Below are 14710 nucleotides of genomic sequence, written 5' to 3' on the forward strand. Positions count from 1 at the left end.
CGCCCTTGTATGGAGGACAAGTTGTTCGCTGAGAGACGGCTCCGCGCGGCTCTGACCGCGCTCGCGCTGAGCGGGCTGGCCCTGACCACCCTTCAGGGGACCGCGAGGGCGGCCGACGCCCCCGCCGCACCGGCCCCTCGCGCCGGCGACTCGCCCGTCGCCTCGATCGAGGACACGACGGCCCGCGCGTTCGCCCGTACGCTCGCCGAGCCCGCCTGGCGCGAGCAGGTCGCGGCGGCGACGCTGGCCGACGAGGACGTGGACCTGCTGGCCCTGACGGCGAAGTCCCGTACCGCGTCCGTGAAGGCGTTCCGGAGCACCCTCACCGGGGCCGAGACGGACGTCGCCCGCGCCAAGGGGCTCGGCAAGGACGTGCCGTCCCTGCTGCGGGTGAGCCTCACCGGCCCGTCCGTGAACGCGGCCGGCCTCGCCCGCACCACCCCGCTGGTCGCGTCGGCGCCGGACGAGGACGCCGAGGTCGTCGTCGCCTACGACAGCGCGGGCAGGGCACACGAACTGGACGCGACCAAGGCGCCGGACCGGCCCGTCTACGTCGTCGGCGTCGACGGGCAGACGGCGCTGACCGCGGGCCTGAAGGTCATCGACAGGGAGCTGGCCGCCCGGGGCCTGTCCCGTCCGGACGCGACCACCACCCCGTCGGCATCGGCGGCGGACTCGGCGTCGGCGCCGGCCGCGGACTCCGGCTTCTGGACGACGCGGATCACGTCGATCGGTGTGGCGGACGTCAAGGAGCCCTTCTTCAAGGGCGACGCGGAGATGTTCGGCCTGGTCACCGGCTTCGGCACGGACGGGAAGGTCCGCGTCGACACGGTCACCATGCCGTACGTGGACGACGCGAACACGACCTACTACCCGGGCCAGATCCTGGTCAACTGGTCGAACTACAAGTACAACCTGGCCGACGCCGTCCTCATGGAGGACGACGGCGACACCAACTACTCCTCCCTGGCCAAGGCGCTCGCGGCGGTCCTGCTGACGATCACCGACCAGGGTGCGTACATCCCGCTGGTCGACGCGATCGTCGACGCCATGCCCACCTCGTGGTGGACCGACGACCCGGACTACGTCGACTCCTTCTACACCCTGGCCCGCGAGACCACCGGCACCCGCGTGGGCGCCTCGGCCAACGCGCGGATGACGGTGGAGCGTTACTACGTCTCCGCCCTCTGACCCCTAGGGCCCGGCCCCCTCGGGGGCCGGGCCACCCGACCGCGGCCGCCTGCCGCCCGGTCCCGGTACGTCGTCGCCGTCCTCGTCGTCGCCGTCCTCGTCGGCACCGGCCTGGCGGAGGACCGGCTCGCGGCCGATCCCGGGCAGGCTGTAGCCGCCGGATCGCCCCGGCCTCCCCGCACGGGCGCCGGCAGCGCCCCGCCGACGTTTCGCGGGTAGCCGCGCGGTTACCCAGGAAACGTCCCTCGCGCCCCTGTGCACGGTCCGGGCGCACGGGACGGTCGTCCGACAGCGGGATCGAAACGGAGCGCGGCATGGCCAGCACCAAAGTGTCCGACCACGTCCTGCAGCGGCTGCGGGAGTGGGACGTCCAGCATGTCTTCGCCTACGCGGGCGACGGCATCAACGGCCTGCTGGCGGCCTGGGGACGGGCGGACGACCGGCCGAAGTTCGTCCAGGCCCGGCACGAGGAGATGGCCGCGTTCCAGGCCGTGGGCTACGCGAAGTTCTCCGGCAAGGTCGGTGTCTGCGCGGCCACTTCCGGTCCCGGTGCCATCCACCTGCTGAACGGGCTCTACGACGCCAAGCTCGACCACGTGCCGGTGGTGGCCCTCGTGGGGCAGACCAACCGCAGTGCCATGGGCGGTTCGTACCAGCAGGAAGTGGACCTCGCGAGCCTCTACAAGGACGTCGCCTCGGCGTTCTGCGAGACGGCCACGGTCCCCGAGCAGCTGCCGAACCTGATCGACCGGGCCTTCCGCACCGCGTACGCCGAGAGGACCGTCACCGCGGTCATCATCCCGGCCGATGTGCAGGAGCTGGACTACAGCCCGCCCACGCACGCCTTCAAGATGGTGCCCTCCAGCCTCGGTCTGGGCCGGTACGCGCCGGTCCCGGACGAGGAGGACGTGCAGCGGGCCGCCGACGTGCTGAACGCCGGGGAGAAGGTCGCCGTGCTGATCGGGCAGGGCGCCCGCGGAGCGCGGGAGGAGGTCGAGCGGCTGGCGGACGTGCTGGGCGCGGGCGTGGCCAAGGCCCTGCTCGGCAAGGACGCCCTGCCCGACGACCTGTCCTATGTCACCGGCTCCATCGGGCTGCTGGGCACCCGGCCCTCGTACGAGCTGATGCAGGAGTGCGACACCCTGCTGATGATCGGCTCCAGCTTCCCGTACACCCAGTTCATGCCCGAGCTGGACCAGGCACGGGCCGTGCAGATCGACATCGACCCGCACATGATCGGTCTGCGCTACCCCAACGAGGTCAACCTGGTCGGGGACGCCCGCGAGACCCTGCGCCGGCTGCTGCCCAAGCTGCACCGCAAACAAGACCGGGCGTGGCAGGAGAAGATCGAGAAGAACGTCGCGCGCTGGTGGGAGGTCATGCAGCGGCGGGCCGCGGTGAGCGCCGATCCGGTCAACCCGGAGTACGTCGTCCACGCCCTGGACGGCCGGCTCCCCGACGACGCGATCATCTCCGCGGACTCCGGCTCGGCCGCCAACTGGTACGCCCGCCATCTGCGGCTGCGCGGCCGGATGCGCGGTTCCCTGTCCGGCACCCTGGCCACGATGGGCCCGGGTGTGCCGTACTCGATCGGCGCGAAGTTCGCCCACCCGGACCGGCCCGCGATCGCCCTGGTCGGGGACGGGGCGATGCAGATGAACGGCATGATGGAGATGGTCACCGCCGCGAAGTACTGGCGGGAGTGGTCCGATCCGCGGCTGATCGTGGCCGTGCTGAACAACGGCGATCTGAACCAGGTGACCTGGGAGATGCGCGCCATGTCCGGCGCCCCCCAGTTCGAGGAGTCCCAGCACATCCCCGATCTGCCGTACGCGGACATCGCCCGGAACATCGGCCTCGACGGTGTCCGGGTGGAGAAGCCCGAGGAGGTCGAGGCCGCCTGGGACCGGGCCCTCGCCGCCGACCGGCCGTTCGTCATCGACTTCCGCACCGATCCGGCCGTGCCGCCGATCCCGCCGCACGCCTCCCTGGACCAGATCGAGGCCGCCGCACTCGCGGTCCTCAAGGGCGACAGCGACCGCGGGTCCATGGTGAAGCAGGGGCTCAAGGCCAAGGTGCAGGAGATGCTGCCGGGCAGCCGGCACCGCGACGACCGCCCCGGCGCCGGCGAACAGGACAGCGGCGCCGGGACCCCGTGACCAGGGCGGCACCACCGGACGGGGCGCGCGGCGACGGGCCCCGGGTGGAGCGGCTGGCCGTCTCCGTGTACCGGGTCCCCACGGACCTGCCGGGCGGCGATGCCACCCTGAGCTGGGACGCGACGACGATGGTGCTGGTCGAGGCGGGTGCGGAGGGGCGCACGGGGATCGGCTACACCTACGGCTCCCCGGCCGTCGCGTCCGTCGTCGAGCACGAACTGGCCGGTCTCGTCGTGGGGCACGACGCCTTCGCCGTGCCCGCCGCCAACGACCGGATGAGCCGGGCCCTGCGCAACGCGGGCCGGCCCGGGATCGCCGCCGGAGCCGTCTCCGCCGTCGACACGGCCCTGTGGGACCTGAAGGCACGCCTGCTCGACCTGCCCCTGGTCCGGCTGCTCGGCGCGGCCCGCGAGGAGGTCGCGGTGTACGGCAGCGGCGGCCTCACCCCGTACGACGACGCCCAGCTCGAACGGCAGCTGCGCGGCTGGAGCGAGCAGGGCGTCGACCGCGTGAAGATCAAGGTCGCCGAGTCCTGGGGACGGCGCGAGACCCGCGACCTGCACCGCGTCGCGCTGACCCGGCGGACCGTGGGCGACGATGCCGAGGTGTACGTCGACGCCAACGGCGGCTACACCCGCAAGCAGGCGGTGCGCGTGGCGTCCGCGATGGCCGGCCTCGGCGTCACCACCGCCTGAACCGCCCCTACGACCCCGATCCGCGCGCGGACAGCCCCTGGGCGCTGCGCGACTACCCCCTGATCGCCGACGCCGACCGAGTTCCTTTCCCGAGAGAGGTCATGGTCATGACTGTCGATGGACACGGCTGGCTGAAGCCCGCCGAGTGTCGGCACCGGAGCTGACGTTCCGCAGGGTCTGCTCAGGACCGTGCCAGTCCAGACACATCACCGTGGCGTCATCCGCAAGCCGGCCCCCGGCCGCGTCCCGGACCGCGGACGTCAGTGTACCCGCCGCCTCCCGCGGATGCAGATCGCGGGTGCGTTCCAGCAGGGCCGGCAGGTCGACCGCCTCTCCGTGGCGTTCGAGCATGCCGTCGGTCACCATGAGCAAGCGGTCCCCCGGGCGTAGATCGAGGTCCTGGACCCGGTAGGGGTGGGGCACGGGCACTGCCAGCCCGAAGGGATGGTCGACCTCGCATGTGATCGTTCGCGCGGCCCCCTCGCGCATGCGCAGCGGCCAGGGGTGGCCGGCGTTGACGAGCTGGGCGCGACCGGTGTGGAGGTTGATACGCAGCAGCTGCCCGGTGGCGTGACCGTGACCCTGGTCGGCCAGGGCCCGGTCCGCCTGGTGAGCCTGCTCGGCCAGGTCGGCTCCTGCGCGGCGGGCCCCGCGCAGGGCGCCCACCAGCACCGTGGCGGCCAGAGCGGAGGCGATGTCGTGGCCCATGGGGTCGGTCACCGACACGTGCAGGGTGTCGCGTTCGAGCGCGTAGTCGAAGGTGTCGCCGCTGAGGTCCTCCGAGGGCTCCAAGCTCCCGCACAGCGTGAACTGCGCGGCCTCGCACGACAACGACTGGGGCAGCAGCTGGTACTGGATCTCGGCTGCCAACGTGGGAGGCCGGGAGCGCTTGCCCCAGGTGTAGAGGTCGGTGAAGCGTCCGTTGGCGATCACGACGTAGGCCAGGATGTGGGCGGACTCCCCGACCTCGTCGAGAACGTCGGCCCCGGGATGGGCGGGCAGGAGCAGTTCCAGCAGTCCGATCGCGTCCCCCCGGTTGGTGACCGGAACGATCACTCGGTGTCCTTCTCCAGTCGCTTCCTGATACAACCGCTGGGTGCGGATCACCTGCTCGTAGGCAGTGCCGTGCAGGGCGATCCGTTCCGCTTCCCGTCCGCCCCCCACACCCACGGCGGCCGTCAGCCGCGCCACCGCCTTCCCCGTCAGGTCGACGATGAGGAACGAGACTCTCGCGGCCGAGAAGCGCCGCCTCAGGTCCTCGGCGACCACCGCGACGGCGTCCACCGGCGCCGCTCTCTCCGCCGCCGTAAGGAGCCGGGTAAGTCCGCTCTGCCCACCGCTCACGACCACGGTCCCTTCCACCGGCCCCTCTACCAGCTTCGGGACCCGCGCGGCAGGCGTCAATCCGTGCGCCGCCGGCACGGTGGTCACGCCGGGCGCGCAGCGAACCGATTCGTCTCCGGCAGCGGCACGGGGCGCCGCCGCCTCAGGCAGGCGGCGGCGTCATCCGTCCCTGTCCGGTCCTCGCTGTCCAGGGCCACGGACGACGGGCTCAGTCGCCGACGTGGATGCCGGGGCGGCGGTCGGGGTCGGGTTCGTTTCTGCGGATGATCTCGCGGGTGACGGGGGCGGTGTCGCCGCGGCCGAGGAGGAAGTAGCGGAACATGTGGACCAGGGGGCTGCCTTCGGCCCAGGCGAAGTAGCAGTGCGGCCGCACACCGGTGGCGTCCCGCAGGGCCAGCAGAATGGCGGCGATGGCGTTGGGCGCTGCCGGAGCCTGGGCGCGCAGGATGCGGTGGCCGTCCACTTCGACGCCGTGGACGGTGAGGGTGTCGCTGAAGTCGGAGGGGTCGACGACGTCGATCTCGAGGAAGAGCACGTCGGCCGGGCCCGGCACCGGGTTGGTGCCGCGTTGTTCGCGTTCCTTGGCGCTGTACTCGGCGGCGTCGCCGGCCTGGCGGCGGTTGGTGATGATGTTGATGGACTGGTCGTGGGCGAGGGTGTCGGTGATGAAGTGGCGGGCGGCTTCGTCGAAGACGATGCGGTCGGCGCGCAGTTCGGTGGTGCGGGAGATCCGGGAGATGAGCGACACGACGACGATGCCGAGGATGAAGAACCCGGAGATGGCGATGCCGTCGGGCTTGTCGACGATGTTGGCGATCAGTGCGTAGAGCAGGACCGCGGTGAGCAGCGTGAAGCCGACGGTGGCCGCGCGTCGGTGGTTGCGGGCGACGAAGACGGTGACGGCGAAGGCTCCGGAGACCATCATCGCCAGAATGCCGGTGGCGTAGGCGCCGGCCTGCTTGTCGACGTCGGCGTCGAAGGCGATGGTGATGATGATGCACAGCGCGGTGTACACGAGGACGACCGGGCGCACGGCGCGTCCCCATTCGGGGGCCATGCCGTAGTCGGGCAGGTAGCGGGGCACGATGTTGATGAGTCCCGCCATGGCGGAGGCGCCGGCGAACCACAGGATGAGGATGGTGCTGATGTCGTAGACGGTGCCGAACGCCTCACCGACGTGCTCGTGCGCGAGCCAGGCCAGGGCACGGCCGTTGGCGGCGCCTCCGGCCTTGAACTCGTCCTCGGGGATGAGGACGGTGGTGACGAAGCTGGCGGCCAGCAGGTAGACACTCATGATGAGCGCGGCGGCGGTGAGCAGCTTGCGGGTGTTGCGGATGCGGGCCTGCAGGCGCTGTTCCTCGTCTGCCCCGTCGGCCGCCACCAGCGGCATCATGCTCACACCGGTTTCGAAGCCGGACAGGCCCAGCACCAGCAGGGGGAACGCCAGCAGCGCAGGGCCGACCAGATCACCGAAGCCGCCCAGGTCGGTGAGGGATCCGGTCCACGCCGACCAGGCGTCGGGATCGGTGAGCACGTGGGCCACGCCGACGCCGATGACGACGGCGTTGAGGGCGAGAAAAACCGCCACCAGAGGGATGGCCACCTTGACCGCTTCGCTGAAGCCCAGCAGGAACACTCCGCCGAGGATCAGCAGCAGCACCACCGTCAGGGCCACCTCATGGCCGTGCAGCACCGAGGGGAAGAAGGGGTTCTCCACCACGTGCACCGAGGCGTCCGCCGTGGACAGGGTGATGGTGATGATCCACGAGGTGGCCACGAAGCCGAGCAGGACCAGCACGAACAACTTGCCCCACCAGAACGGCAGCAGGTCCTCCAGCATCGCCACCGACCCCGCACCGTGCGGGCTCTGCCTGGCCACCCGGCGATACATCGGCAGCATCCCCAACAACGTCAGCGCCACGATCAGCAACGTCGCCAGAGGCGACACGGCCCCCGCCGCAAGGGCAGCGATCGCCGGGACGTACGCCAGGCTGGAGAAGTAGTCCACGCCGGTCAGGCACATCACCTTCCACCAGGCATGCGGCTCGGCATGACTCTCACCGGCCGCCGGCCCCACCGGCTGCACCCGGTGCCGCAGCAGCCACCGCGCCGCCGCACCGGTCGGCTGCGCCCGCAGCGCGGGACTGTCCACCGTCTCCGGCATCACCGGCCTGCTCACCTCGCTCATATCCCCCATGCCCTCTTCATCCTGACGGTCGGAACGATCGCCGCAAGCCACCGCTCTGGCTCCGGCGCGACGATCACCGAGTATGCGCCCTGCCGACTCCCGCCCCGGTACCGAGGCCCCGGGAGTGGATCGAGCTTCGGTGGGCTGCCAGGAGTGGGCGGCCGACGGGGCCCCTTACTGCGCCGCCTCGCCTTCCAGACTGTCGATGGCCGTCCGGAAGGCGTCGGTCACGTCCAGGTACTGGTCGGCACAGGCTGCGGGGCTGGTGCCGGACCGCGCTCGAGCTGAGGGGGCGTTTCCAGCCGACCGCGCGCCGGGTCCAGGGGTGGACACTCGGCACGCTCGCCATCGCCTCGCCGTCCTGTCGTCGGCGTCCGCTCGTCTTACCCGTCACCACCTACGACGTGGCCCTGACCGCCCTGCGGCTGTGGCTCCCCCGGAGGGCCACCGGCCATGGCGGGACGTGCTGCCTACGGGGCGCATGCCGCGCGGTCGGCGGTCCCCGGGACAGCGGGACAGCGGGAAGAGCAGGTCGCGGTTCTCGTCACACCGTCATCGGCGCGGCCACGGCCGGCGGAGGCCCTCAGGCCCCGCGCTCGCCGCGGCCATCAGCCGAGCGGCTGCCGGCGCGAAGGTCCCAGGCGGTACCACGAGGAGATCCCATCGGCCTGTGGAGTAGGACTGCAGAAGAATCCGGTGAGGGTCCAGGCCAGGGGCGAACCAGTCGATCCTCACGTCGTGGTCGTTGACGAGGACGGTGCTACGCGGGACGTGAGACCAGTGACGGGGGTTGGCTGCGACGTGGGTGATCCGTCCCCACAGAGGGTCGAGGACATTGGCCAGCTCGCGAAGCTCGGACGCCAGGTCGTGCGTGCGCGGCCACCAGGCGCCGTCCGGGCCGGCTGGGGTGAAGGAAGAAGTCACATGCCGGAGAGCGAGGCGGACCGACGTGGTCCGGTAGGGCTCGACGGACGGCGCACTGTGCGCGGTAGTCACGGGCATGGCGTGCAACCTGTCTCCGGACACTGCCTGTCGATGACCGCCCGGTGCGGGACGGGATCAGTAGTGGTCCGGTGTGCGAAAGCCCTCAGTGCGTTCAGGCTACTCCCCGGCAGCGCCGGGTGCCTCCAGCCCGGAAGCTCCCACTCGTCGAGACCTCGGGGCAGGCCAACGGCTGCCCTGGCACTCATCCTGATCCACTCGCGTCCCGGCTGCGGGTCTGCGTGGCGGTCCAGCGGTTCGATTCCGGCCGGCGGCCGGCCGGCTCCGCCGCAGGACCGTTCACCAGGCACGCCGCGGGGCGCCCTGTGGCACACGATCGGCTCAGCGCCGAGGAAGGCCCCGCAGGTACGTCCTCCCGCCCCCGCGAGGCCGTTCACACGGCAACTCTTAACGGGATCCTGACGGACCTGCGCCGTACATCCACGGGCCCGGACGTCACTCTCTGCTTACGCTGTTCAAGCCGTCCGCGTGATGGCCGGACCTCACGCCGCGGAGCACATCAGGAGCAGGCCGATGGCCACCACCGAACACCCACAGCACCAGCTGCGTGCCTGGATGCTGTAGGGCCTGTCCGACATGGGCAAGGACCAGGGCAAGGTGGGCCCCCGCCCGGAGTCCCAGCTGGAGGACAAGGGCTAGCCCTGGTACCGCGTGATGTGCCTGACCGGCGTCGACTACTTCTCCACTCTCGGTTACCAGCCGGGCATCGCCGCCCTCGCGGCCGGTCTGCTGTCGCCGATCGCGACCGTCGTGCTGGTGATCGTCACCTTGGCGGGCGCCCTGCCGGTGTACCGGAGGGGGGCGGAGGTGAGCCCGCACGGCGAGGGCTCGATCGCGATGCTGGAGCGGCTGCTGCCCTTCCGGAAGGGCAAGCTGTTCGTGCTGACCCTGCTGGGCTTCGCCGCCACCGATTTCCTGATCACCATCACGCTGTCCGCCGCGGACGCCTCGACCCACCTCATCGAGAATCCGCACCTCGAAGAGGCCCTGCACGACCGGCAGGTCCTGATCACGATGATCCTCATCGCGCTACTCGGGGCGGTGTTCCTCAAGGGCTTCCTGGAGGCCATCGGCGTCGCCGTCGCCCTGGTGGCGAGTTACCTCGGACTCAACGCGGTCGTGGTGATCGTCGGCTTCTACCACGTCGTCACCGAGGGGCACGTCGTCACCGACTGGTCGAACGCGCTGACCGCCGAGCACGGCAACGTCTTCATTATGATCGGCATGGCACTGATCGTCTTTCCCAAGCTGGCGCTCGGCATGTCCGGCTTCGAGACCGGCGTCGCCGTCATGCCTCACGTCAAAGGCGACCCCGGCGACACCGAGCAGCAGCCCACGGGCCGCATCCGTGACACGAAGAAGCTGCTCACCACCGCCGCACTGATCATGAGCTGCTTCCTGATCGCGACCAGCTTCATCACCACGCTGCTGATCCCGGAGAAGGAGTTCGAGGAGGGCGGCAAGGCCAACGGCCGTGCCCTGGCGTATCTGGCGCACGACTACCTGGGCAACGCCTTCGGGACGGTCTACGACATCTCGACGATCTGCATCCTGTGGTTCGCCGGCGCCTCCGCGATGGCCGGCCTGCTCAACCTGATGCCGCGCTACCTGCCGCGCTACGGCATGGCTCCGCACTGGGCCCGCGCGGTGCGGCCCATGGTCATCGTCTTCACGCTGGTGGGTTTCCTGGTCACCTGGATCTTCGACGCCGACGTCGACGCCCAGGGCGGCGCCTACGCCACCGGCGTCCTCGTGCTGATCACCTCGGCCGCGATCGCGGTGACCATCGCCGCCCGCAAGGCGGGCCAGCGGAACTGGACCCTCGGCTTCGGTGTCATTTCGGTGGTCTTCGTCTACACGACCGTCGTCAACGTCATCGAGCGCCCCGACGGTGTGAAGATCGGCGCCTGCTTCATCGCGGGCATCATCCTCATCTCCCTGCTCTCGCGGCTGATGCGCGCCTTCGAGCTGCGCGTGACCGACGTGCACCTCGACGAAATGGCGGAACGATTCGTCCGGGACATCGCCAGCCGCAAGATCCGGTTCATCGCCAACGAGCCCGCTGCCCGCGACAAGGCCGAGTACCGTGACAAGATCGAGCAGATCCGCAACGACAACGACCTGCCCGATCAGGAGGACTTCGTCTTCGTCGAGGTCACCGTGACCGATCCGTCCGAGTTCGAGGCCGGTCTGGTCGCGCGCGGCGAGGTCATGCACAACCGCTACCGCGTCCTGACCCTGGAGTCGTCCTCCGTACCCAATGGCCTGGCCGCGCTGCTCCTGCACGTCCGCGACACGACCGGCCGCACCCCGCACATCTACTTCGAATGGACCGAGGGCAACCCCTTCGCCAACTTCCTGCGCTTCTTCCTCTTCGGCCAGGGGGAGGTCGCCCCGGTCACCCGCGAGGTGCTGCGCGAGGCGGAACCGGACCCCCACGCCGCCCGCGCGTGCACGCCGGCTGACACAAAATGCCGCACACGCCTCGCCTGCACGGACGACACCCTTTCACAGGCCCCCCTTTCACCGCCGGCGGCGTGCTGGTGAGCCCGGCAGAAGGTGGAGCCGCGTTCACGTCCCAGGTGATCAGGGCCTTTGGCTTGCGCGTCGGCCTGGAGCTGGGGTGACGATCCGAGCTCAGGTGCCATCCCGCTGCCAGCGGCGGAACAGATCATAGACCCGGCCCCAGAGCCCGTATCGTTCCGGCGCATCCCGCCCGCCAGGGCGCAACCGTCCGGGGTCGCCACCCAATGCCGTCTATCAGCTGCCGCCGCGTCCATACCGGTGGACGGCCCGGCTTGATGCCTTGCGGCAACAACAGTCCCAGCCGCGCTCGCTGGCGGCTCGTCAGATCACCGTGTCCCACGACGCGTGATCATCCACGACCAAGATCCGCTTCCGTAGAAGCCCCTGGGCCCCGTCCGACGGCCGAAGGGGTCAGCCGCTCCCTGGGGTGCAGCAGGGGGCATCCGGGAGCGCAGGAGCGGAGCGGATGAGCTGGGCATGCTTGCACTACCCCTCAACTGGTGATTTTGCCGCAGGAGTTGAGGATGGGACCTGAATGCGTCCCTAGCGTGGTTCGCGCCGTGGTCTGCGGGCTGCGGTGCGGCGTCGCGTCCCGCGGCACCGGAGCAGCGACAGGCAAGGGGCACTGAATGGCGAACTTCCAGGCATCGTCCTGGCCGTCCCGGCGGCCAACCAGGCCGGTTGGTCGGGCGACATGTGGATCAGCTTCGGCTCCGCCTGGGGGGATGCGAAGATCAAGGTGAACTGGCACGACGGCTCCAACTGGAGCGCCGCCGTGGACCTGAACGTCACGCAGGCAGGCGGCCGGGTCCACAACGGCGCGAAGCTCCCGACGAGTACGCAGAAGATCGCCATCGGCCGCGTCAGGAAGAGCGCGAGCGACACCGAGGACGACATCCCGGTCAGCTGGCTGCTCCAAGTGGCCGAGGCGTGACCCAGGCAGTCCCTATGACCCCGATGCCCGGTCCGGCCTGCTGGGCCGGACCGGGCATCGGGAGTGGTGGCCGTAGCAGCCGAGGTGAACCGGACCGGCTCGGACACGTGCAACAAGGACACCGGGGCCTCCCCCCACTTCTCGGTCGGAATCTGCATACCCGAGCTACCGAGAGCCCCTGTCTCCGTGCGCGTGATCATCCACATTTCGTCCGGCGTCTTCATCGGCCGACTTCGGCAACCGCCCACCTCGACGGCAGCGCAGCCGCCCGGTTCTGGCCGAGGTCCATCGGGGGCCTTTGCGGACCTGGCGTCGCTTTTTCCGGTGGCCTCAGCGCTGGGTGAGCATGCCTTCACGCAGGCGGCCCAGGGTCCGTGACAGGAGTCGGGAGACGTGCATCTGGGACACGCCCAGGTGTTCGCCGATCTGGGCCTGGGTGAGTTCCTCCACGAACCGCATGTGGATGATCTGCCGGTCTCGCTCGTCGAGTTCAGCGAGGAGCGGGGCGAGGGTGTGGAAGTCCTCCACCAGTTCCAGCGACTGGTCTTCGGCGCCGATGAAGTCCTGCAGAGCGCTCTCGCCGTCTTCGCTGCCGCCGATCGCGGCGTCCAGGGAGGAGGAGTTGTAGCCGTTGGCGGCAAGTCGGGCTTCCCGTACCTCGTCCTCGGGCAGGCTCATCAGCTCCGCAGTTCCTTGACCGTGGGGGTGCGGCCGAGCCGGCTGCGCAATTCCTCGGTGGCGCGGGCGAGCTGGACGCGGGCTTCCTGCAGCCGACGCGGCACGTGCACGGCCCAGGTGGTGTCGCGGAAGAACCGCTTGATCTCGCCCACGATGTAGGGGATCGCGAAGGAGGTGAACTCCACTTCGCGCGTCAGCTCGAACCGGTCGATGGCCTTGATCAGGCCGATCATGCCGACCTGGACGATGTCCTCCATCTCTTCCGCGCCGCGGCTGCGGAAACGACCGGCCGCGTACCGGACCAGGGACATGTTCATCTCGATCAGTGTGCTGCGGGCGTAGCTGTACTCGGGCGTGCCCTCTTCCAGGACCGTCAGCTGTTCGAAGAACAGCTTGGAGAGCTGGCGAGCGTCTTTGGGCGCAACCCGGGAGGGGTCGGCGACCTCCGGCAGCTCGCTCGTTCGTGCGTCCAGTGCCGCCGGAATGCTCATGAGCGCCATGCTGTGCCCCTCCCAAAGTTCGAGCCGACCGCTACCGCCTGCAAAACGGCCGACGGCGCACCGGATACCCCGCTTTCCCGCACCTATACCTGTGCTGTGTTGAGCAGGCTCGCTACCTGGTCGTGTCAGCTGGGGAGGTAGCAGCGAATGGTGGTGCCGTCGGGGCCGGTGTGGACACGGACGAGGTCGGCGAGTTGGTGGACCAGCAGGAGTCCGCGGCCGCCGGGCTGCGTGGGATTCGGCGGGCGGCGGCCGGCCAGCGGATCGGTCAGCTGTCCGCCGTCGTGGACCTCGCAGACGATGCGGTCGCTCTCGGCCCAGACCCGCAGCGTCCCCGAGCCGGCGCCGTGGACGACGCTGTTGGTGGTCAGCTCCGCCACCGCGAGTTCCAGGTCGCCCAGGCTCACGCCGGACACGCCCAGGGCCCGCGCCCGGGACACGGCGAAGTCGCGAGTCTCGGGCAGTGTCGGTGCGGCGAAAGTACAGGCCGCGGCATCGAGTGGCGCGAGCAGGGGCTCGTTGTAGCGAGCAATGATCTCTTCGGGGCTGTAGGCGGTGGATTGCCTCTCACCGTCGGCGCCGATGACGACCGGGTGGGTCGCCAGGGCGTCGCCGAGAGCCTGCTGCTCTAGTCGCCCGGCGTCGTAGGGACAGAGGATGGTCACCGCGCGTCCGGTGAAAGCGGCATTGATCAGCGCCTCGTGCTGGACGCACGCCGGGTACTCGTCGGCGGAACGGCCCTGCCAGATCGGCTCGCCGATGATACGGACCCGGCGGGCGCCGGATTGGGCGTCGGCGAACTTGCGCAGCACGTTGGGGATGATGCGGCCCGGGTTGCGGCCGGCCTGGGTCATGTCGATGAAGCGGACCTGTGCCGCTCGCTCACCGAGCCCCTCGCGGATCAGCTCCAAACGATCCGGCGGAGCTGCGACGGCTGCGGGCTCACCGGCGTCCAGCCCTTCCCGCAGGAAGGGAACCGTTCCCGCGACGTACTGGTCGGTTCCCTCGTAGAAGAGCGCCGGGTGCACGAACGGCTCGTGCGAGGTGACTGTGGTCATCACGCGGCCACCTCGATCACGGCAAGCCCGGGCCAGAAGAGTTCGAGGATGCGCGGCAGCTGCGCCGGAGGCCGGTGAAGTACGATGCGCTGTCCCTCGGGGAGACGCTGGGCGGTGACCGCAAGGTCCGTCACGCCGGCCACATCCACGAATCGCACCCGGGACAGATCGACGTGATGCACGTCTGTGTCACGCTCGACCAGTTGCTGCAGCGCCTGCTGCCAGACTGTCCGTGTGTTCATGCTGATCTCCCCGATCGCCCACAGCCCCGAACTGTCGGGCAACGGATCGATCTGCAGTACCGCCTCACGTGGCGGCGCGGCGGAGGGCCCGCCCATGCCGGGTGCGACATCCACGCTTTGCCCCCAGTTCCCCGGGCTCGGCCGCACGGCGGCTCGTATCGATCGCCTTCACGATACCCGGTCAGGCACGGCG

Annotated in this window: 9 protein-coding genes and 2 pseudogenes; 5 read left to right on the forward strand and 6 right to left on the reverse strand. The window is 70.1% G+C overall.

Annotated elements, in window-relative coordinates; translation table 11 throughout:
* Positions 1-21 precede the first annotated feature (21 nt).
* From ADL34_RS20605 to ADL34_RS20615, 3 genes are all read left to right on the forward strand, one after another.
* Entirely contained in the window at positions 22-1191 is a 1170-nt protein-coding gene (locus tag ADL34_RS20605) for a DUF3103 family protein (RefSeq protein WP_234375060.1), read from the forward strand.
* Between the two features lie 314 nt (positions 1192-1505).
* Entirely contained in the window at positions 1506-3350 is a 1845-nt protein-coding gene (locus ADL34_RS20610) for a thiamine pyrophosphate-requiring protein (RefSeq protein ID WP_062670389.1), read from the forward strand.
* Positions 3347-4045, forward strand: coding sequence for an enolase C-terminal domain-like protein (locus tag ADL34_RS20615; RefSeq protein WP_324610574.1), 699 nt, complete (start codon positions 3347-3349; stop codon positions 4043-4045). The genes ADL34_RS20610 and ADL34_RS20615 overlap by 4 nt, the downstream gene beginning before the upstream one ends.
* Before the next feature lie 105 nt (positions 4046-4150).
* On the opposite strand, the gene ADL34_RS20620 is transcribed toward ADL34_RS20615, so the two are convergent.
* The 3 genes from ADL34_RS20620 to ADL34_RS36740 all read right to left on the reverse strand — a co-directional run bounded on the left by ADL34_RS20620 (position 4151) and on the right by ADL34_RS36740 (position 8579).
* Positions 4151-5329 carry a PP2C family protein-serine/threonine phosphatase gene (locus tag ADL34_RS20620; RefSeq protein WP_062670391.1) on the reverse strand — a complete coding sequence of 393 codons (1179 nt, stop codon included), beginning with the start codon at positions 5327-5329 and terminating at the stop codon, positions 4151-4153.
* A 268-nt stretch (positions 5330-5597) separates the two neighbouring features.
* Positions 5598-7553, reverse strand: coding sequence for an APC family permease (locus ADL34_RS20625; protein WP_420714272.1), 1956 nt, complete (start codon positions 7551-7553; stop codon positions 5598-5600).
* Between the two features lie 576 nt (positions 7554-8129).
* Complete coding sequence (locus ADL34_RS36740) at positions 8130-8579, reverse strand: DUF5994 family protein (RefSeq protein WP_062670495.1); 450 nt, start codon at positions 8577-8579, stop codon at positions 8130-8132.
* Positions 8580-9155: 576 nt separating this feature from the next.
* Here ADL34_RS36740 and ADL34_RS20635 point away from each other — a divergent pair.
* A pseudogene (locus ADL34_RS20635) lies at positions 9156-11044 on the forward strand (amino acid transporter).
* Positions 11045-11799: 755 nt separating this feature from the next.
* On the forward strand, positions 11800-12039 hold the full coding sequence (locus tag ADL34_RS20640; protein WP_062670400.1) for a hypothetical protein: 240 nt from the start codon (positions 11800-11802) through the stop codon (positions 12037-12039).
* Positions 12040-12369: 330 nt separating this feature from the next.
* Here ADL34_RS20640 and ADL34_RS20645 read toward each other — a convergent pair.
* From ADL34_RS20645 to ADL34_RS20655, 3 genes and pseudogenes are all read right to left on the reverse strand, one after another.
* Positions 12370-13217, reverse strand: a pseudogene (locus ADL34_RS20645) (RNA polymerase sigma factor SigF).
* A 125-nt stretch (positions 13218-13342) separates the two neighbouring features.
* A complete protein-coding gene (locus tag ADL34_RS20650) occupies positions 13343-14275 on the reverse strand; it encodes an anti-sigma factor RsbA family regulatory protein (protein ID WP_062670402.1) in 933 nt (310 codons plus the stop codon).
* A complete protein-coding gene (locus ADL34_RS20655) occupies positions 14275-14631 on the reverse strand; it encodes an STAS domain-containing protein (RefSeq protein WP_400093224.1) in 357 nt (118 codons plus the stop codon). The genes ADL34_RS20650 and ADL34_RS20655 overlap by 1 nt, the downstream gene beginning before the upstream one ends.
* Positions 14632-14710: the final 79 nt, after the last annotated feature.

The sequence above is a fragment of the Streptomyces sp. NRRL WC-3605 genome (assembly GCF_001509795.1).
GTDB lineage: Bacteria > Actinomycetota > Actinomycetes > Streptomycetales > Streptomycetaceae > Streptomyces > Streptomyces viridochromogenes.

Excerpts from the sequence above, each read along its gene's own strand:
- ADL34_RS20610 (WP_062670389.1), top strand. The coding sequence starts at position 1,506 with ATGGCCAGCACCAAAGTGTCCGACCACGTCCTGCAGCGGCTGCGGGAG.
- ADL34_RS36740 (WP_062670495.1), bottom strand. The coding sequence starts at position 8,579 with ATGCCCGTGACTACCGCGCACAGTGCGCCGTCCGTCGAGCCCTACCGG.
- ADL34_RS20625 (WP_420714272.1), bottom strand. The coding sequence starts at position 7,553 with ATGCCGGAGACGGTGGACAGTCCCGCGCTGCGGGCGCAGCCGACCGGT.
- ADL34_RS20640 (WP_062670400.1), top strand. The coding sequence starts at position 11,800 with ATGTGGATCAGCTTCGGCTCCGCCTGGGGGGATGCGAAGATCAAGGTG.
- ADL34_RS20650 (WP_062670402.1), bottom strand. The coding sequence starts at position 14,275 with ATGACCACAGTCACCTCGCACGAGCCGTTCGTGCACCCGGCGCTCTTC.